At 53.3% G+C, this 19,249-nt stretch carries 19 protein-coding genes; 5 read left to right on the top strand and 14 right to left on the bottom strand.

Annotated elements, in window-relative coordinates:
- Nucleotides 1–184 precede the first annotated feature (184 nt).
- Complete coding sequence (locus tag ACTID9_RS07510; protein ID WP_441070588.1) at nucleotides 185–433, bottom strand: hypothetical protein; 249 nt, start codon at nucleotides 431–433, stop codon at nucleotides 185–187.
- A 176-nt stretch (nucleotides 434–609) separates the two neighbouring features.
- Nucleotides 610–1,443 carry a prohibitin family protein gene (locus ACTID9_RS07505; protein ID WP_441070587.1) on the bottom strand — a complete coding sequence of 278 codons (834 nt, stop codon included), beginning with the start codon at nucleotides 1,441–1,443 and terminating at the stop codon, nucleotides 610–612.
- Nucleotides 1,444–1,736: 293 nt separating this feature from the next.
- On the opposite strand from ACTID9_RS07505, the gene ACTID9_RS07500 reads away from it, so the two are divergent.
- The 3 genes from ACTID9_RS07500 to ACTID9_RS07490 all read left to right on the top strand — a co-directional run bounded on the left by ACTID9_RS07500 (nucleotide 1,737) and on the right by ACTID9_RS07490 (nucleotide 4,125).
- A complete protein-coding gene (locus tag ACTID9_RS07500) occupies nucleotides 1,737–2,846 on the top strand; it encodes a GerAB/ArcD/ProY family transporter (RefSeq protein WP_441070586.1) in 1,110 nt (369 codons plus the stop codon).
- A 71-nt stretch (nucleotides 2,847–2,917) separates the two neighbouring features.
- A complete protein-coding gene (locus tag ACTID9_RS07495) occupies nucleotides 2,918–3,640 on the top strand; it encodes an SIMPL domain-containing protein (protein ID WP_441070585.1) in 723 nt (240 codons plus the stop codon).
- 230 nt (nucleotides 3,641–3,870) lie between these two features.
- Nucleotides 3,871–4,125, top strand: coding sequence for a KTSC domain-containing protein (locus ACTID9_RS07490; protein WP_441070584.1), 255 nt, complete (start codon nucleotides 3,871–3,873; stop codon nucleotides 4,123–4,125).
- Between the two features lie 76 nt (nucleotides 4,126–4,201).
- On the opposite strand, the gene ACTID9_RS07485 is transcribed toward ACTID9_RS07490, so the two are convergent.
- The 4 genes from ACTID9_RS07485 to ACTID9_RS07470 all read right to left on the bottom strand — a co-directional run bounded on the left by ACTID9_RS07485 (nucleotide 4,202) and on the right by ACTID9_RS07470 (nucleotide 7,729).
- Nucleotides 4,202–4,774 carry an NAD(P)H-dependent oxidoreductase gene (locus ACTID9_RS07485; protein WP_441070583.1) on the bottom strand — a complete coding sequence of 191 codons (573 nt, stop codon included), beginning with the start codon at nucleotides 4,772–4,774 and terminating at the stop codon, nucleotides 4,202–4,204.
- A gap of 68 nt (nucleotides 4,775–4,842) precedes the next feature.
- Nucleotides 4,843–5,496, bottom strand: coding sequence for a TetR/AcrR family transcriptional regulator (locus ACTID9_RS07480; protein WP_441070582.1), 654 nt, complete (start codon nucleotides 5,494–5,496; stop codon nucleotides 4,843–4,845).
- Nucleotides 5,497–5,672: 176 nt separating this feature from the next.
- A complete protein-coding gene (locus ACTID9_RS07475) occupies nucleotides 5,673–6,761 on the bottom strand; it encodes a DmpA family aminopeptidase (protein WP_441070581.1) in 1,089 nt (362 codons plus the stop codon).
- 83 nt (nucleotides 6,762–6,844) lie between these two features.
- On the bottom strand, nucleotides 6,845–7,729 hold the full coding sequence (locus ACTID9_RS07470; protein WP_441070580.1) for a LysR family transcriptional regulator: 885 nt from the start codon (nucleotides 7,727–7,729) through the stop codon (nucleotides 6,845–6,847).
- Nucleotides 7,730–7,915: 186 nt separating this feature from the next.
- On the opposite strand from ACTID9_RS07470, the gene ACTID9_RS07465 reads away from it, so the two are divergent.
- Nucleotides 7,916–9,139, top strand: a complete 1,224-nt coding sequence (locus ACTID9_RS07465) for an MFS transporter (protein WP_441070579.1) — start codon at nucleotides 7,916–7,918, stop codon at nucleotides 9,137–9,139.
- A 35-nt stretch (nucleotides 9,140–9,174) separates the two neighbouring features.
- Complete coding sequence (locus ACTID9_RS07460; protein WP_441070578.1) at nucleotides 9,175–10,308, top strand: M24 family metallopeptidase; 1,134 nt, start codon at nucleotides 9,175–9,177, stop codon at nucleotides 10,306–10,308.
- Between the two features lie 115 nt (nucleotides 10,309–10,423).
- Here ACTID9_RS07460 and ACTID9_RS07455 read toward each other — a convergent pair whose 3' ends face one another.
- The 8 genes from ACTID9_RS07455 to ACTID9_RS07420 all read right to left on the bottom strand — a co-directional run bounded on the left by ACTID9_RS07455 (nucleotide 10,424) and on the right by ACTID9_RS07420 (nucleotide 19,228).
- Nucleotides 10,424–11,194 (bottom strand): hypothetical protein, encoded by a 771-nt coding sequence (locus ACTID9_RS07455; RefSeq protein ID WP_441070577.1) that lies wholly within the window; start codon nucleotides 11,192–11,194, stop codon nucleotides 10,424–10,426.
- 113 nt (nucleotides 11,195–11,307) lie between these two features.
- Nucleotides 11,308–12,258 (bottom strand): ketopantoate reductase family protein, encoded by a 951-nt coding sequence (locus ACTID9_RS07450; RefSeq protein ID WP_441070576.1) that lies wholly within the window; start codon nucleotides 12,256–12,258, stop codon nucleotides 11,308–11,310.
- A 165-nt stretch (nucleotides 12,259–12,423) separates the two neighbouring features.
- A complete protein-coding gene (locus ACTID9_RS07445; RefSeq protein ID WP_441070575.1) occupies nucleotides 12,424–13,713 on the bottom strand; it encodes an MFS transporter in 1,290 nt (429 codons plus the stop codon).
- 21 nt (nucleotides 13,714–13,734) lie between these two features.
- Nucleotides 13,735–14,550 (bottom strand): DAPG hydrolase family protein, encoded by an 816-nt coding sequence (locus tag ACTID9_RS07440; RefSeq protein WP_441070574.1) that lies wholly within the window; start codon nucleotides 14,548–14,550, stop codon nucleotides 13,735–13,737.
- A gap of 42 nt (nucleotides 14,551–14,592) precedes the next feature.
- On the bottom strand, nucleotides 14,593–16,095 hold the full coding sequence (locus tag ACTID9_RS07435; RefSeq protein ID WP_441070573.1) for an ATP-binding cassette domain-containing protein: 1,503 nt from the start codon (nucleotides 16,093–16,095) through the stop codon (nucleotides 14,593–14,595).
- A gap of 28 nt (nucleotides 16,096–16,123) precedes the next feature.
- Nucleotides 16,124–17,113 (bottom strand): branched-chain amino acid ABC transporter permease, encoded by a 990-nt coding sequence (locus ACTID9_RS07430; RefSeq protein ID WP_441070572.1) that lies wholly within the window; start codon nucleotides 17,111–17,113, stop codon nucleotides 16,124–16,126.
- Nucleotides 17,106–17,978: a branched-chain amino acid ABC transporter permease gene (locus tag ACTID9_RS07425; protein WP_441070571.1), complete on the bottom strand. Its 873-nt coding sequence runs from the start codon at nucleotides 17,976–17,978 to the stop codon at nucleotides 17,106–17,108. The genes ACTID9_RS07430 and ACTID9_RS07425 overlap by 8 nt, the downstream gene beginning before the upstream one ends.
- A 23-nt stretch (nucleotides 17,979–18,001) precedes the next feature.
- Nucleotides 18,002–19,228 (bottom strand): amino acid ABC transporter substrate-binding protein, encoded by a 1,227-nt coding sequence (locus ACTID9_RS07420; protein WP_441070570.1) that lies wholly within the window; start codon nucleotides 19,226–19,228, stop codon nucleotides 18,002–18,004.
- Between the last annotated feature and the right edge of the window lie 21 nt (nucleotides 19,229–19,249).

Here is a 19,249-nt window from a genome sequence, read left to right as displayed (position 1 = left end):
TTCGGGATAAGAAAACCCGGCTACGCCAAGCTTTTGGCTTAAGCCGCGGTTGCACTTATACTGGATAAGAATTTTCTAAATTCTTATCTGTATAGAAAACTGCCAGCCGCAAATCGCAGCTGGCAGTCTGTGCGAATAAGAAGAATGAAACCGTTGGCTTGCCTCGTTCTTGCTTTCACCGCGTTTAGCTGGATTGCTTGCGCAGAAGTCCCCATAGCCAGTTAAACACGACACCACCGATAATCCCTGCAATCACATTAAAGCCAGCCAGCATCCACGCCCAATCACCCAACAGGAAATCACCCAGCCAAGTACCGACGAGGGTGGCAATCAGCGATGCCCACCACATGTCTTTTTGGCCGGTCAACCAGGTGTTCATGACAATCCAAACCACAACGCCTACGACAGCCCAGACGACCCAGAACATCTTCATGCACTTCCTTTCCTTTTGATAGCGATTTCATTGATGCAGGTCTATTTTGCCTCCTGCTTACGATTATCTTATGTCGGCCGAGCAAATGTGTGACTGCATGTTAGCCTTGTCTGCCGATTTGCTGTGATACCAAAAAAAGCCAGCCCGTTTGATTCGGACTGGCCGGGAGAACAATGTTATTTTTGCCCAACGTTGATGAACGGCGTTGCGCCTCCTGTCACACTCGGCAGCTTGCCGTCCCATTTGCGGATCGCTTCGAGCTGCGCTTCAATTTGTCTCAGCTGAATCAGCTCCGGCGTTACCTCTTGCTTCTGCAGGCGAAGTGCTTCCGCCTGGGCTTGCGCTTTCGTGATTTCCTGTTCTTTCTCGATTTTGATCCGTTCGAGATCGAGCTTGGATTTCAACGCCTGCTGCTCAGCCACCTGCTTGGCTTCAATCGCTTTATTGTATTCATCGCTGAAGTTGAACTCGCGAATGTTGATCTCATCCAGAAGAATGTGATAGGCGGACAGCTTTTGGTTCAAGACTTCCTTTACTTTGGCGCTCACTTCCGGGCGCTTGGAAATCAATTCCTCGGCTGTATATTGCGCCGTTACCGCTTTGAGCGATTCGGCGATGGCAGGATCGACAATCCGCCCGACGTAATCAATGCCCACCTGCTGATACAGTTTGTTAGCGAAGTTCCCATCGATATGGTAGTTCACGGCGATCGTGGTCGAAACCGTCTGCAAATCGCGCGAAGCGGACGTTTGGCTGGATTCTGCTTTTTGCACCCGCACTTCCATCGGGATGACGTTTTGGATAAAAGGCATTTTGAAATGCAGCCCTTCGTCGAATACTTTGTCCTGGACTGCGCCAAGCTGGAGCACGACTCCGCGGTTTCCAGCCTGGATAATGGTAAAGGATTCGAACGACAAAGCGGCAATCAGGATGACCACGATAATAGCTGCAATGGTTTTGAACCCGCCGCCAAAGCGGGAAGGCAATTTCGTCACGTTCGGTTCGCTCATCTCATTCTCCCTTTCGCTTCTGAAGTTTACAAATATTCATACGTACTTATATCGGTTTGGTTTCAGAAAAAAAAGAGACCCGACAAGGCATCGGGCCCAAATAAGGAAGTGTGGAGTGGAACATTCGAGTAGAACATCCATGTAATATATTCTAACATTATCTTGGAGTTTTTCAACCCACTTTTCTATTTTTTTCTTATTTCATGTTATGTTTTATGACACTGACATCGCAACCTCATATTTCCACCTGATTCCGCAAACAATAACACGAACCGCTTACTCACCTTGAGGGGGTGTCCCCGCTGCTTGCAAACCATACGATAAACGCCCGCCAGTTCATGATTCTCGTCATGCTGTACGGAATTGGCGACTCCATTTTATACATACCTGAAATGCTGGCCACCGACTCCGGCCAAGACGCCTGGATCGCCTCCGGAATTGGATTCATTGATTCATTCCTTTTCGCATACCTTTTCGGAAAGCTGGGCAGCCGATTCGCAGGAGCAACCATGATCGAATACAGCGAGATTTTATTGGGGAAATGGCTGGGGAAGCTGGTCTCCGTCATCTTCATCCTGTTCATTTTCATCGATACCGTCTTGATGCTGTATGAGATCGGCGATTTTATGCTGACACAGTTCATTCCGCGCACACCGCTCCAGGCCGTTATCATTATTTTTCTGTGCATCACGATGCAAGGCGCGCGCGTCGGCGTTGGGCCGCTCGTGCGCGCAGCGGAAATTTTTATCCCTTGGGCCACGATTCTGCTCGTCATTTTAGGCGTCGCCCTCTTGCCACAGATCAATGTAGACAACTTGTTTCCGATGTTCGAGCACGGCCTGTCCACACTATGGAAAAGCAATGCGCAGCAAATCGGCTTCATGTCGGAACTCGCCATCCTGCTGATGATTTTCGCCCACATCGAGCGTCCGCATCAAGGTACCAAAGCGTTTATCCTCGGCGCGTTGCTCAGTAATCTGGTCTTATTCGTGCTTACCTTGCTCACGATTTTGGTTTTGGGCGCCGAGCTTACGACCAAGCAAGTCTTTCCTGGTTTCATATTGGCCACCCGCATCGACGTCGGACATTTCTTCACCCGTCTCGAAGCAATATTGGCCACCATCTGGTTTATCACGATTTTCGTCAAAACGACCGTCTGCTTCTATGCGACCACCGTTGGCGTGACCCAGCTTTTGCGGCTAGACGATCATCGGTCGCTCATCCTGCCGCTCGGTGTGCTGATGGTCCCTTGCACACTGCTTTTCGTCCCCAGCAACGCCTACTATGAAGCGATCATCTCGCCATTTTGGACGTATTACGCCTTTATCAACGGCATCTTGCTGCCGCTTTTGCTCCTGTTGGTCGCCATGTTTTGGTCCAGACGCCAGCGGCAAAATCCGTAAAGCCGGTAACGCCAACGCCCATTCCGTCATATTCGTATGATAACGATCCATTCGGAAAGGTTGGGTTACGCATGAACGATCATTCGCATCCTGTACACTTCGGCTCCATGTCGTCCGCTGCAGATGTGCCCACACGCGGCACCGTTTCGGTCAACGGAGAAGGAGTGGTAAACGCGCAGCCGGATCTGGCGCTGGTCACATTGGGAGCCGTTACGGAAAACAAGGACCTCACAGCGGCGCAGCAGGCCAATTCGGCTGCGATGACGGCAGTAATCAACGGGCTGCTGCAAATGGGCATCCCGAACGAAAACATCAAAACGGTGCAGTATACGATCGATTCTGTGTACGATTATCAAGACGGCAAACAGCTGCTGCGAGGGTATCGGGTCACACATCTGCTGCAAGTCACCATCCCGCAAATTGCACTGGTCGGACAGATCGTGGATCAGGCCGTACGGAACGGAGCGAATTCCGTTTCCAACATCCAGTTTACGCTCGCCCATCCCGAGGCACGCTACAACGAAGCATTGTCTTTGGCGATCCGCAGTGCCCAGCAAAAAGCCTACACCATTTCGCAAACGATCGGCGCTCCGGTCAATCTGCTGCCGCAAAAAATTCGCGAAACGTCGCAAGGCACGCCGAGCCCTCCTGAACCCGTTGCCTACGCCAAAATGGCGTCAGCAGCAACCCCGATTGAAGCCGGCCAACTGCAGGTAAAAGCAACGGTGAACGCCGAATTTTCCATCGAACCGACATCGGAATCTCACGTATTTTCCAAAGCAATTACATATTAATTTCACATTTTCCGCTTACACTTGTACTTGTAAGCAGCCAAACGCTACAACCTACCAACCATCCAATATACCCCCTCTACTTAAGCGCCTTCGTGATGAAGGCGCTACTTTTCTGTACATTTGTTCATTTTCTCTGCAGGTGTTTTGATTAGGAGGAATTACCTATTTTTTGTCGAATAAGCAAAGTAATTGTCGAACAAATCTATCGTTAAGTAGGGATGAAGAACCAGATGAAGTTGTTTCGAAAGCTGTTTGCTTGGGAAGCGAACCGAACAGGCGCACTGAATTATAAAGAGATCGACTCCGCTTGCATCAAGGAGACCGCTTATCAATACGAGACCAAGACCATGTTTATCCGGATGAAAAACGAGACGGAAAAACAATATTTTGACGTGCCTCCCCGCATATACAACGCGCTCTTGAATTCCAATAATCCCGACCAGTTTTTTGAGTCGTTCATCTCTCGCCGCTACTATTCGCTCTAACGAAGGAACGGCGTCTGATCATGCTCCGATCTGACGCCTACTCGCTCCTTATACACTCTTCCATTCGCTTTCCCCGTCAGTTCGCTTGCTTTTGCATAGCCCGCCTTAGTGCCAGCCTCGGGTCGAGATTCTCATCGAGAATATGCTGGACATATGCCTCTGCGCTTTGGCCGATTTCCTCCTCTGACGCCTGTGCAGCGCCAAACAGGAGAAAGGGGGGCAAAAACTTCATCCCGATCAAATTCGCGATCGCCTGCATCGGCCGTGTCAGCTCGCTGATGGAAAAGCTGTTGAACCCTCCTGCCTGATACGCCTTTTCGTGCGCACCGACCGATATCGCCAGCACGATCTCTTTGCCGTGCAGCATGCGTCCGCCTTCCCCTGTGACCCATCCGTATTCCAGTACGTCCTCCTGCCATTGCTTCAAAAATGACGGGATGTTATACCAATACAACGGGAACTGGAACACGATCCGTTCATGTTCGGACAGCAGCGCCTGCTCCCTCTTGCTATCGATCAACTTATCCGGGTACTCCTGGTAAAGATCATGGAGCGTGATCCGGCTCTCTTGCTTCAATCGATTCGCCCAGGTTTGATTCACTCTCGAACGTTCAAGCGTAGGATGGCAAAGAATGACGATTGTTTTCAACGTGTACCTCCCAACCTTTCTATAACATTTTTGACTATCGCGAATGTCAATTATAAAACCAAAAAAAATTACGCTGGCGTAAGAACTGCCATCGCGGACTCGATCACTTGCTCCAATACCGCTTGGATCTTCTCTTCTTTCTCTCGCTCTGATGCCCCTTCTGCCGCCAGCTCCTGCTTCAGTTGCTCCAAGTAATGCATTCCTTGTGAAACAGCTCCCCAAAATTGCATGGCCAGCAAGCTCGGTTCGCCGCTGCGCACGCTTTGCTCCTGGATCCCCCGCTCAATTGCCTGTGTCATCGGCTCAATGAAGCTTTTCATCCACTCAAACGGGGAAAATTCTTCTGCCCCATACAAGTAATGCACATCCAGACTGATCCGCGTATAAAAGCGCGAAATGGCCGGAGCATCCAGCACCTGACTGCATACCATCCGCGCATAGTCAGCGAATAGCTGGAATGCTGCAAGATTTTGCTCAAAATGAGCTTTCGTCCTTTGCTGCGTCGCATCCATCATGTATTCATACAGCTCGCGAAACAGCGCCTGCTTGCTTTTGAAATAATGGTATACCAGTCCGCGCGCTAGACCGGCACGTTCCGCTATTTCACCGATCTCCGAAGCCGCATAGCCCTTGTCCGCGTACACGAGAATCGCCGCTTGCAAAATCTCTTGTCTACGCTGCTTGCGGATTTCTTCATTTTGCTCTTTCGTTCGTGGTGACATAGTAGCTCCTTTTACATTGACATTCGTGTTAATCAAAATCTTACATAAAATTGGGCATTGCTGTCAATCCCAGGCTTTCGGCAATATCGCTACCTGCGCACGTAAAAGCCCGCTCAGCGAATCCCCGGCGGGCTTTTGGCCGCCTGTTCGTGTGCAACAGACGGATGAGAATCATGCTATTCAAATGGAAACGCGTGAACGACCTGCTGATTGCGTCCGGTTGTGGTCACTGCCTGCGACAGCGAATTCAAGATCGCTTCCTCCGCCGCTTCTGCCGAAGCCATGAACAGATGGTTCATCACCGGATGATCCTCGCGCAGCTGCGTGCGGGACTCCGTCACTTCCTGTGCATGGTGCGGAATCTTGTGGGCGGTGGAAAACGCGATGACGATATCGCCGCTGCCGTGGCTGAAGTGGCTGCCCGTCCTGCCGAGCCCGATCCCCGCGCGCTTCGCGATGCGCAGCAGCTGCCGGTCGCTCACCGGCGCATCCGTGGCCACAACCAAAATGATCGAACCGTCCGCTACTTTATCGATTGCACCTTCCCGATTGCGCGGCAAATAGTTGTCCAGCAACCATTCGTCTTTTCCGCCAAAATTGCTCAGCACGAGCACGCCAACCGTATAGCCGGGTTGACCATCGAGCGGCACGATTCTTGACGATGTGCCGATTCCCCCTTTGTAGCCGAAGCAGACCATCCCTTTGCCAGCGCCGACCGCCCCCTCTTCCGCCGGCTCACAAGAAGCCGCGCGAATCGCTGCGATCGCATCCTCCGGCGTTACGGCACATTTGCGTATCGAGTTGAGGTGGCTGTCGTTGCACTCCCCTGCCACGATGTTGATCGTTCCTGTCGTGTCGCCGATCTCCTCATTTTGTTCCAGCATATAGGTAAGCGCGCCTTGCACGACCGCCGGAACGGAAAACGTGTTGGTGAGCATGATCGGCGATTCCAGCACACCCAGCTCATTGACCTGGACCAGTCCGGTCGTTTTGCCGAATCCGTTGAGCACGTAGCTTGCAGCCGTCACCTTTTCGCGGAACAGGTTGCCTTCATGCGGGAGAATGGCGGTAACACCTGTGCACGCATACTCACTCCCCTCATCATCGAGCGGCTTGTCCAGCGTGACATGCCCGACTTTGACACCGCTTACATCTGTAATGCAATTTTTGCTGCCGGGCTGGAGTTTGCCAACGATGATGCCCCGTTCGCGTACTTTTACCCTTCTGTCTGATTGTTTCCAATCATGCGACTCCTTCATGTACATGCCCTCCGCCTCCTCTAATCAAGACTATTGTATATGCTGGGCGTACATTTGTCCAAATGATGCCAGTCGGTGGCATGTAAATTTCAAAAGGACTCAGAAGAAATATATTCCAAAAACGTTTCTAAAAATGAGTGCATGACCTCCGACTTCTCATCCCGCCTGTACGCAATGCCGCCTTCCAATTGTACCTTGCAGTCGATCAACTCCCGAAACACCACGCCTTTCACTTGAATCCGCAACAAAGGGGATATCGATACGCCCATCCCTGCAGACACCAGGGCGTAAACGGATGGCAGGTCATGCGTCTCCACGGTGATTTTTGGCGAAAAACCGGCGTCATTGCAAAGTTTCGTGACCGAATCATAAAAGCCTGGTCCAATCGCACGCGGGGTAATGACAAAAGATTCTTCCGCCAAATCTGTGATGGCAATGGGCCTCCCTTGTACAGCCAACGGATGATCTTCCGGCAAGACTACACCAAAGGGCGGATTAAGAAATTTTTTTACGATGATGTCTTCATTGGTTACCGGCGGAGTGAGAATTCCTACATCAATTCTTTTTTCCTGTAAAGCTGTGACCTGAGAGGTAGTTCCCATAAGTTGCAAATTCATATTCACATGGGGATACCTTTCGCGATAGATCGACAGTAACGGCAGAAGGCTTTCAACCGTCCCTGTAAATCCGATCATGAGCTTTCCGTGCTCGGCTCTTGCAGCCATGCGTGCCGTATCGGAAGCTTCCTTTACCAAATCGATCATTTGATATGCCTTTTCCAAAAATGCCTTTCCCGCATTCGTCAGTTCCACACGGTGCTTGTTTCGATAAAACAAAAGAACGCCGACCTCTTCTTCCAGCTGTTGAATCTGCCTGCTGAGAGGCGGCTGGGCAATATGCAATCGTTCTGCGGCACGGCTGAAGTTAAGCTCCTCTGCCAATGCCGTGAAATAGCGGATATGTCTCAGCTCCATGGAATCCCCCCATGCTTCTTATACTTTCAAAGTATCATAATGTATTTTTTAAAATATTTCCACAATTATAGAAACATTTCTATACTAGGGTTATCCCGCATTAGACATGAAGACAGAGCCTATCGGTTATAGCTTTCCTGCATCAGTGAAGAGATGAGATTTACAAAAACAAAAGGGGGACTCGATTTGACCTCGAGATCATCGAAACAAAAAGGTTTGCTGTTACCACTGCTTTTCCTGGGCTGGTTTGTCTCCTCCATGGACCGCATGTTCATTAACATCGCCATCGTTCCCATCGGAAACGAACTGCAGTTGGATGCTGCTTCTGTGGGTGTAGTCCTGAGCATATTTTATCTCGGGTATACGCTCATGCAAATTCCAGGCGGCTGGTTGGCAGACCGTTATGGCTCCAAAATCGCTATCATTATCACCATCCTCGTCTTTTCATTATTTGCCGGACTTTCCGGAGTGGCTTGGTCTGTCACATCGCTACTGATCATTCGTTTTCTTTTTGGCGTGGGGGAAGGAGCATTTCCGGGTGCAGCAACCAAATTGATGAGCGAAAATGTTCCACCGGAGAAACGGTCACGAACGCAGTCGATCTTGCTCGTGGCGATCACCCTGGGAGGGGCCGCGGCAAGTCTGGCGGGAGCATTCTTTATTACCCAAATCGGATGGCGAAATGTGTACATCTCGCTGGGAGTCCTCGGTGTTGTCATCGCGCTCTTGTATTTCCTGTTTCTCCGCTCAAACCCGGTTAAACCGTCAGAATCAGCAACTGAGCAAGGAGTATCCCTCCGCTCTCTCTTTTCTTCGCCTTCCATGTGGAAAACCATGCTCGCCCTTTTCGGCTTGTATACCGCGATGTGGGGATTAAATAGCTGGGTGCCCTCCTACCTCATGAATGTCCGCAAGATCAATTTGCTAGACGCCGGCATGTATTCCTCCATTCCTTTACTCGCTGGCATGGCAGGCTATCTGGTTGGCGGTTGGCTGGTGGACAAGATTTTCGTGAATCAGGAAAGACTGCTCATCATTTTCGGCAATTTGCTCGCAGCGATCTCGATTTATGCGATGTTTACTGTGGAATCTCTCGCGTTAACGATTTCAGCCCAAATCATCGCTGCCTTTTTCATTCAAATTGCTTATATGGGAATCTTGGCGATACCGCTTAAACAACTGCCTTCCCAAATCATGGGCAGTGCGTTCGGGATGCTGAACACAGGAGCAAATCTCGCCTCTTTCTTCACGCCTGCTATCATGGGAGCCTTGATCCAAGCATTTCATGGTTCGTACACGATCGCCTTCTGTTACTTAATCGTGGGAAATCTGCTGTCACTTGCCATGGGACTGCTCCTCGGAACGTCCAAAAAGCTGTTGGCGCCCGCCCCACATCTCCACTCCAAGTAAGAAATAGTCGAAACAACATTTTAGGAGGAATGAAAATGACTCGCTCAAAACGAATGGAAATGATGCAAAAACTCATGGGAAAACATGATTTGAAAGCGATCATGCTCTCTTCGCCCAACAACCAGTATTATGTAAGCGGCTATAAAGCGATCATCTATTCTCGCCCTCTCTTTTATATCCTCACGCAAAACGAAAGCGCCTTTATTGTGCCAGGACTGGAAGAAGCACATGCCCGACACGCCGCCCAAGTGGATCGCGTCATCGTGTATTACGAGCATCCTGAGCAGGCGCATCTGGGAACGAATCCGGTGACATCCCTACTGGCATACATGCAGACAAACGTGCAACCTGGAAAAGTGGGGGTCGAATTCAACGCCGTATCGATGGAGCTTGAAAAGGCTTTACTGGCGGCAGGTTGGGAACTGGTCGATGTCTCCCGGGACCTTTTGAACTGTCGCGTCGTAAAAGATGCGGAAGAATTGGCTCTGTTGCGCTCTGCCGGAGAAATGGTCAGTCTGGCAGTCCGCGCCTCGCTGGAGGCGGTACGCCCTGGCGTGACCGAACTGGAAATTGACCAACAGGGACACAAGGCTGCATTCGAGGAAGCCTCTCGCCTCTATCCCGATACGATCGTTGGCGTCAATGCGCTGACGCCTTCCGGTATCGAGCGAACTCTCATGCCGCACGTGTTTTCCAATACGAGAAAGCTGGAAAGAGGAGACATCCTGATCCATACCCGTCACGTTGTGTTGAACGGGTATATCGCAGAATGCGAGCGGACTTGCTTTGTCGGGGAAGCCAGCGACAGGCAAAAGAACGCTTTCTCCGTCATGCTCGCGGCCCAACAGGCTGCATTTGATACCATTAAAGCTGGTGTCCCGATGTGTGAGGTAGACCTCGCAGCCCGCTCCGTCATACAGAAAGCCGGCTTCGGTGACTACGCGATCCACAGAACCGGACACAGCATGGGTTTGGATATTCACGAACCTCCCTTCTTCCGTTTTGACGAGAAAGCACTTTTAGAAGAAGGAATGGTCTTTACCGTCGAACCTGGATTTTACGTTCCGGGATTAGGCGGATTCCGCCACTCTGACACGGTCATTGTCACAAAAGACGGTTACGAACTCATCACGAGGGCGGCCCGTGATTTGGAAAGCTTGATTTTGTAGTACCGCTTGATTGATGTCGCAGTATAGTGTTCATTGAGAATAATAGCGGCAGCCATGGACAAAGAAAAGTTAAGTCCTGGACTGCCGCTGATTTATTGAGCGAAAAAAGCGATTTCTACCATTTCTGCCCCTCTGCTAGAGAAAGGCTGAACGATTCCAAAAACAGTCCAAGCAAATGAGCGGCCTGTTGCTTCCCTCCGCAATACTCGGGCGAGATCGCGACGGTTATCGCATCCCACGGAAAAAGCTCCCGCAGCGCTTTTAGATAGTCGCGCACCTGGGCATCCGGCAAAAGCTGCGCTTCCTCGCCACGCGACACATTGAAATAATCCAGGTCGAGATCAAGGATCACCGTCCGCCCGCGGTGCAACCGCTCCCGGTCAAATCCGTCGAGGAACGATTCAATATCCCAAAACCGCTCATCCGTATAAGCACAGTCGAAAGGCAGCATGGAGATGATGCGTTGGCAGTTTTCATTGCGCTTTTGCTTCGCTTCCTGGCGAATTTGGGCAAGCGACAGTACGTCCTCCTCTTGATGGGAGACAAAAATGGTCTCGCCGATCGTACCCCGCGCCACCGCTGCCCAAATGAAATTGTCGATCTGCATGGCATCGGGCGGGCAAACCTGGCCGCTCGCGTAATCGTGCCCCTGTGCGACCGCCAACAATTGCTCCACGCTTGCCGCTTCCTTCAGTCCCGGCACAAACACGCCATCCGGTGTATCATCCAGATGGGCATCCACATGGACCAAGAGCGAGCGAGCGTCCAGCGCCCCTTTCAGCCGCTCGATCTCCCATGCGGCAAACGCCCAGTTATGCTGGCGCATGAGGTAAATGCGCTGCTCGGGAAAGCAGATTTTCCAATCAAAATCGTCAAACCATTCCAATCCGTTGTCCTCCGATGATGTCCTCTTTATTGTAAAGCAAGCCGCCTGTGACTTAGCAGAACCGCACTCCCCTTGTCGGAGCCTTTTTTTCGCACCGTGCCCGGCAGCTACGATCAAATGTGTGTCACCGACAGCGGGTAGCTTTCCTCAATGACTTTTACCAGCTGCGTGATCATTTCGTTATAGGGGGTCGCGATGGAAAAGCGTTTCCCCATTTGCACGATCGCGCCATTGATCGACTCGATCTCTGTCCGTCGCTGGAACAAAACATCGGTGAGCATCGACGACTTGTTCGCCGCGATCTCTTCGATCCCCAGGCGAATCAGCTCTTCGACCGGATTTTCGTACAAAAGCCGAATGCCCTGCGCGTTCGCCACCTGCACCGCCTCCTCGATTAATTGGCGCGCGATTGCCTGTCCGTGGGCGGAACGGACCGCATCTCCATTGGTCAGTCGGGTAACCGCTGTAAGACCGTTGTAAGCGACATTGACCAAAAGCTTGCTCCAGATCACCGCCATCACGTCCGAAACGACCTCGCACGCAAGCCCGCTGCGCGTGAACCAGGATGCGATTGCCTCAAGCTTCTGCTCGTTTGTGCCGGCGATGGCCGAGCCGATGAACGTTTTCCCCCATCCGCGCCGGGCGATCAGCCCAGGCTCGATAATTCCTGCACCGGAGACGGTACCGCCCACAAGGACTTGTTCCTTTGGCACAAATGTTTCAAGCACCTCGGCATTGCCGATGCCGTTTTGCAGCGTGAGCATCATCGTCGTTGGCGTCACGATGGGCATGATTTTGTTCAGCACGCTTGCGGTTGCGAATGATTTGACCAAACAGATGACCAAGTCGTAGCCGCCGGCCAGTTCCGCGGGATCGGTAATCACCGGGAGCTTGACTGTGACGGGCTTTTGCTCCCGCTCGATCAGCTGTAGCCCTTTTTCGTTGATCATGCGGGTGTGCTCATTCGCCCGATGGTTAAACAAGGTTACGTCGGCTCCCGCTTGGGTTAATGCGGCGCCAAAGAGGGAAGCCATTGCTCCCGCGCCTACTATGAGTGTCTTCATCTGTGCACCTCGATCATGCGGCATTGGGCGATTCGCTTGCCGCCGCTTTCGTTGCGATGTTTTTTCTATTAAACCACATGTGGGCGATCGTCGCATATGACGTGAGGTTTGCCAACAAAAAAAGACCGCCGAATCGGGCAGTCTTCTTTAGCCGAGCGGCTTCTCTTATTCTGATTCGTTACCCGTTTTCGCAATGCGGCTGATGAGAAATAATCCGAGCAAATCGATGGCGATAAAAATCAAATAGGCGCCGGTATAGCTGCCTGTTATTTTCAGCCCAACAGCGATAAGCGCAAACGCGCACACCCGCACCAGCGAGGCGATCGGCGTGATCAGGCGATTTGCCGCCGGAAAGTCATAGCGACCATAGATCGATCCAACCATGGAAGGAATCAGATTTTTGATTCCGCCCAAGCCAATGCCGACCATAAGCACCGTCAAGAATGTCAGCACGGTTCCGCCCTGAACGATCAGCAAGATGAGGGTCGCGATATACATGATGGCATACACCATTCCGGCGATCCTTGTGCCTTTGCGCTGGTCGAGCCAGCCCCAAAAGAGACTGCCCGGTAAAGCACAGACCGCCGCGCTCGACAGCATGAGGATGGCTGAATCGAGATCGTATCCGATGGAAAGAAGCCGCGGGATCAGCTGGCTGACGATCCCTACCGTAACCATCCACAGACAGCCGAAGCCAAGCGAAATCAGCCACATATTTTTGTCCTTCACAAGCACTTTCAGCGTAAACGGGCTGACATACGCCTCACGTTCGGCGCGATCCGTCTGCACGTGCGTGGAAGACGGATCGTTATCCGGATAAACTCCAGCTTCCTCCGGCGTCTCCTTGATCCAAAACAACGCGAGAAGCGCGAGCAAGACCATCGTACCTCCCATGATTGCCATCGTGTTCGGCAGCCCATATCGCTCAAACAAAAACACCATAAGCGGAACGAACGTGGCGGTACAAAGCGGCATGCCCATCGTCGCCCAGCCGAGCGCCATCCCTTTTTTCTGCGGAAACCAGTTGTTGATCAACGTACCAGGCACAACGAATCCGTAGCCTGTCGCAAAAAAGCTCATCAGCATGATCGCGATCGCATAGGAAAACACCGATTCGACGCGGCCAAACCAGATCGTTGCGATACCGCCCATCACCAAGGCTGCCACCGCCGAAAACCGCACGCCTTTACTCATCACCAGCTGGCCAAAAACAAATCCGCCGATGATCCCTAACCAGCCGCTCGGCGTCGAATAGGCAAGCAGCTCGGCTGGATCCCAACCATGCAATGTACCGAAGCCTTCTGTAAACAGATTGAGCCCGTCGGTTGTCCATGCAGCGAAATTGTAATACATCACCAGGGAAAACAAGATCAGTCCCCAACCGCGACGACCGAATCCGGCGCTTTTTGATGCAGCGGGACGGCCCTCGTACTCCTCCTTGATCTGCAACCGCATGCTCTTCCCCCCTTTCCGTCACTAGGCATCATAGTCTTCCAGCTTGTCAGGGATCGCTGCATTTTCGGCATAAACATGAGGCAATATCGCTGCAAGATTGGTAAACTCTTTTGCGCAATGGTAGGCCAATCCTTTGGCAAGCGCGATCGGGACGTCCGCAGCGATCTGCACGGGCTTGCCTTCCTGCATGTTCCAGCCGAGCCAGAATCGGCTTCGCAGTTCGATCCCTTCCGCCGTTTCCCTGGCAAAATGCGTGAAGGTGACCAGAGGTGTCCTTGGCTCCGTCATACCAAGGTTGGCGCTGACAGCAGTGATTCCGCGAGTGTGAGCAAACGCTTCCGTGTCATAGCCTGCCTCTTGTGGCGAAAGAAACGAAATGTACAATTCCATGGCCCCCGTACCGACGTCTTCATAGACAATGTCCGTCGTCCCCCAGTTCCGCTCGCGCAAATCGAGAGTCGGATCGAGCCGGCGCGGTAAATCCTCGCGGGCCACATGAACATCGTAATGCTCCTCCGGATTCCAGATTTTATAGCGGAGACCCTCCAAACCGTGCCACACGAACCACCAGTTGAACATATCCAACGTGACGCCCGGCATCTTGGTCAGCATCGCGACGAACGCGCTGCCGTCTGGCATCAGGCAATACCCCACCTCGGCAGGCAAATACCCTGGTTGTAGCAATTCGTTTTTTTGCCCGATCGAAAGCGCCTTGGCCGGATCGATCGGACCTTCGCCCAGCTGCTCCAGAATCGTTGTGGGAACGGGAGCCATCGGTTGAGAAAAAAATCTGGCATACGGCTTCATTTGCTCGTGGAAGGTAAGCTCTTTTTTCATCGCGTCCTCCTTTATGGTTGTTGCGACATACAATTGCGGCTGTCACGGATGGGTGGCAACACCGAAATACCGGTTGATGAATTCAGGCTGATTTTTCAGCTCCCGGGCAGATCCGGAAAGAACGATGCGCCCGCTCTCGATGACGAACGCGCGATCAACCGTCCGCAATGCCCGCTCGACGCTTTGCTCCACCAAAAGAATCGCCGTCCCCTGCCGATTGATTTCCCTGATCGCGTCATACAGCTGATCGATCACGATCGGCGCCAGTCCAAGCGAGATTTCATCGCAAATCAACAGCTCAGGCATCGCCATCAGCGCCCGCCCGATCGCAAGCATCTGCTGCTGGCCGCCGGACATCGTGGTCCCCAGCTGATGCTTGCGCTCCGCCAAAATCGGGAAAAGCGAGAACACGCGATCCAGCGATTCCTTTCGATTGGCTCGCGCCCGTGCCGAATACGCGCCAAGCTGGAGATTTTCCAAAACGGTCAGCTCCGGAAAAATCTTCCGCCCTTCAATCGATTGCGCGATACCCAGCTCCACCACCTCATGCGGCTTCACCTCATCCAGCCGCTGGCCTTTGAAATGGACGCTGCCTTTCGTGATTGGAAGAAGTCTGGTGAGAGCCCGGATCAACGTCGTTTTTCCAGCTCCATTCAAGCCGATCAAGCCGACGATTTCCCGCTCGGCAATATCCAGCTCCACCTCGAACAGCGCCTGGAACTCTCCATAGGAAGCGCTGATCCGATCCACCGTCAACAACGGAGGCGCTTTGGCACGAATCGGTTCGCACGGCACCTGTGCCACCTCGATCGCCGGCTCTTCTTTCCATTCGGTGCTGCCCAAATAAGCTTCTACCACCTGAGGATTGTTGATCACCGCCTGCGGCTCTCCTTCCACGATGCTCTCGCCAAAATGAACCACCAGCAAGCGGTCGGATAATTCAAACAATAAAGCGAGAACGTGCTCGATCATCAGCATGGAAAGCCCTTCGGCTTTCAACCCAAGCAAAATTTCCTTCAGCACCTCCACCTCGCTGTCCACCAAGCCGCCGGCGATTTCATCGAGAAGCAGCAACTGCGGGCGGGTGGATAAGGCCCTCGCCAATTCCAGACGCTTCAATTCCAGCAGGCCAAGCGCGGACGCCTTCACTTCCGCCCGACTGCGCATCCCGACTTTTTCAAGGATGATCATCGCGTTCTCCCGCGCCTCGGCGACCGTGCCTCCCTTGCTGCGAAACAGCTCGCCGACCATGACATTTTCCAAAACGGTCATCTGGCGAAACGGCTGCGGAATCTGGTAGGTTCTGCCGATCCCCATCCTCGTAACCTGGTCGGGAGCGGCACCCATCAACGGCTTCTGTAAAAATTCGATGCTGCCTGAATCGATTTTCATCTCCTGCATGATCAGGTTAAACAGCGTTGTTTTCCCTGCGCCATTCGGCCCCATGATGCCCAAAACCTCGCCCTGCCGCATCGACAGCGAGACATCTTTCACCGCTGTAACCGCCCCAAAGCTTTTTTTGACATTCCGCAGTGCAAGCAGCATGTCGATCCCTCCCTTGATGATCCCTGTCTCATTGCGTACGGCCAGCGCCACGTTCCGACTGTTTTCGGATTATCGCCTTGTAAGCCTGAACCATCCCGCTCCAGATGCCGCCGGGCAGGAACCGGATGATGACGATCAGGAGCAGCCCCATGATGACCAGGTCGACAGCCCCGTACGACACCAGCAGCAGGTTGAGCAGCGTCAGGCAGATCGCCCCGATGATCGGGCCTGTAATCGTGCCGATCCCGCCGATAATCACGATGGTGAGCGCACTGATCGTCCACTGCATGGAAAAGGTCGAGTACGGCTCGATGCTGCCCATGTATTCGGCCTGCAAGCCTCCCGCCAGTCCGGCGAGGAGCGCAGCGACGGTAAACGCGATCAGTTTGGTCCGAAAAATGTTGACCCCGCTGTTGCGCGCCGATTTTTCATTGTCGCGGATGGCCCGCAAGCCAAGCCCCAATCGGGTGCGCAAAATCACGACGATGAAGAGCGTCGACGCGACTGCCAAGGCGAGCGCCAAATAATAGAAAGCCGTCGCATCCAGCCAGTCTGCCAAAGGCACGTTGATCCCTTGCGCCCCGCCGGTAAACGACCAGTTGACCATCCAGATGCGCAGCGCCTCCGCGAGCACCATCGTGCCGATGGAGAAATAAAAGCCGCGAAAGCGGAACATCGGCGAAGCGATCGCCACCGCAAACAGCACGCTGGCCAACCCTCCGCCAAGCACAGCTGGCAGGAAGGGGAGATTCGCCTTGGTCATCAACAGCCCTGTCGCATAGGCGCCGATGCCAAAAAACGCCGCATGCCCGAGAGAAACCAGCCCTGTATAGCCGCTGACGAGATTCCAGCTTTGCGCCAGCGCAATGGACACATATAGCGAAAAGCAGATCGAGACGGCATAGCGGGAGGCAAAGAACGGGATCGCCATGAGCACTATGCCGAGAAGGACGCCCGCGACCGTGAGCGGACCGATCGTTCGTTTTACATCTTGCAGCACGATTGGTTGGCTACGCATAGTTCCTCCCCGCAAGCCCGGAAGGCCGAATCAGCAGCACGAGCAAAAAGAGAATATACCCGATCATCTCGCGATACCCGGTACCGACGAACGAGCCGCCGACCCCTTCCATCATGCCGAGCAGAAACGCGGCGAGAAGCGTCCCGTTCATGCTGCCCAGCCCGCCCAAAATGACGACGACGAATCCTTTCAAAAGCCAATTGAGTCCGGATGTCGGCACGATGGAGAACGTCATGCCGATCAGCGAGCCGCCGACGGCGCAGATGGCTGCCGCGATGCCGTATGTGATGGCATACAGCTTCTGCGGATTCATCCCCAATGTCTGCGCGGTCGTCGGATCAAGCGAGGCCGCGCGGATGGCTTTTCCCGTCATGCTCGTCTTGAGCCACCAATGAAACGCAAGGAGAATGATGAGCGCGAGAAAAAAGGAGATCAGGTAAACGAGCGGGATTTGCAGGCCAAACCATTCGATTCCTTTCAGGGCATAAGAGCTTGCCAGCGTGCGTGAATCGGCGCTCCATACGAGAATGAACGCGTTTTGCAGCAAAATGGAGAGACCGAACGCGGTCAACAACGGCGGATCATCCCCCATTGACGTAACGGGATTAATCAGAAACCGCTGGATTCCATAGCCGATGACAAACAATGCCGGAGCGACGACGACCACCGCGAGCAGCGGGTCCCAACCGAGCCATTGGATCACACTGACATTCAAGTACGCGGACAGTACGAGCAGTTCACCGTGGGCGACGTTGATCTGGCGCATGACCCCGAATACCAGTGACAAGCCGAGCGCGGCGACCGCATAGAGACCTCCCAGCAAAAGTCCGTTCAGCCCTCCCGCCAAAATGATGGAAGAAGCCATATGTCCCACCCCTTTCTGGTGCATCATGATGAACCGAGCATGGTCCCTGTCTTCTGGGAGTCAGGGTACACGATCTGGATTTGCCCCTCCTGCCATTGCAGCATGAACGTTGGCAGGACGGAAGCATGACCGCCGGGTCCTTTGGTAAAATCAATCGGGCCGACCACATATGTTTTGTCGGTTTTCCCGATGGCCTCGTTGATCGAAACCGGGTCGAGCGTCCCTGCTGCCTTGATCGCGTCCAGCAAAATCTGTGCGGCGGAATAAGTGTCTGCGATATGCTGGCTGTATGTCTCGCCTGTCTCTTTTTCAAACGAGCCTTTTAACGTCTCGGCCCCCGGATACGACAAGCTCGGATGCCAGTATCCCGATACCATGATGCCGGTCGCAGCTTCGCCGAGCACGTTGGCGAATTGCACAGGCTCCGCGCCTTTTTCGAGGAAGACCGCTTTCGGCTTGTAGTCGAGCGTCTTCATCTGCTTGACAAGCGAAATCGCGTCGGGCGGCAGCATTTGCGCGATCACGACCTCGGCCTGGGCTTCCTTCGCCTTGCGGATCATATCGCCGAAATCCGTGGTGCCGACGGGAAAGCTGGCCTGGGCAGCAATCTGGTAGCCGAATGTTTGCGCTTTTTCCTGCCACAGCTTCCCCATCACGACGCCATCGGGTTCATTGTCTGTGAACAAGGCGACTTTTTTGTTGGTCTGGAGCCTGTCGGCGGCGAGAAACTGCTTGTCGGTCATCTCCACCTCGTCGAAAAAGAGGTCCCACACATACTTCCAGTTCGGATTGGCGCCGATGAACGAGCGGACAGGCACGATCCCCGTCACCATCGGTACTTTTTCGCGCTCGGCCACGGTCGCGCCGGGCAGAACGAGCGGCGGGGTGGCGGAGCCGAGCAAGCCATGCACACGGTCGTCGAGAATCAACCGCTGCACGTTTTGGGTCACCTGCTCCGGCTTGCTTTGATCGTCATACAAGACGAGCTTGACCGGCAGCTTCTTGTCATAGGCTTGGAGGAACAGCCCGCCGTCCTGATTGATTTCATCCACCGCCTTTTGGTACCCCCATTTCTCATAGACGCCAAAGGAAGCCAGCGAGCCGGTCTGCGGAATCGAGGCACCAAGGACAATCTCTGTCGGCGCTGAACGGCCGGCCGAGCAGGCTGCCAGGAATACGAGCAGCGCGGTGCAAAGCAGGACTACCACCATTTGTTTCTTTGTTTTTGCACGTCGAGTTTTGTTGCCCATCGCATCCTCCCCCAGTTTTGG

The organism is Brevibacillus fluminis, from assembly GCF_052072235.1.
In the GTDB taxonomy this organism is placed as follows: Bacteria; Bacillota; Bacilli; order Brevibacillales; family Brevibacillaceae; genus Brevibacillus_D; species Brevibacillus_D fluminis_A.
This window is presented reverse-complemented; position numbering and strand designations above follow the sequence as displayed.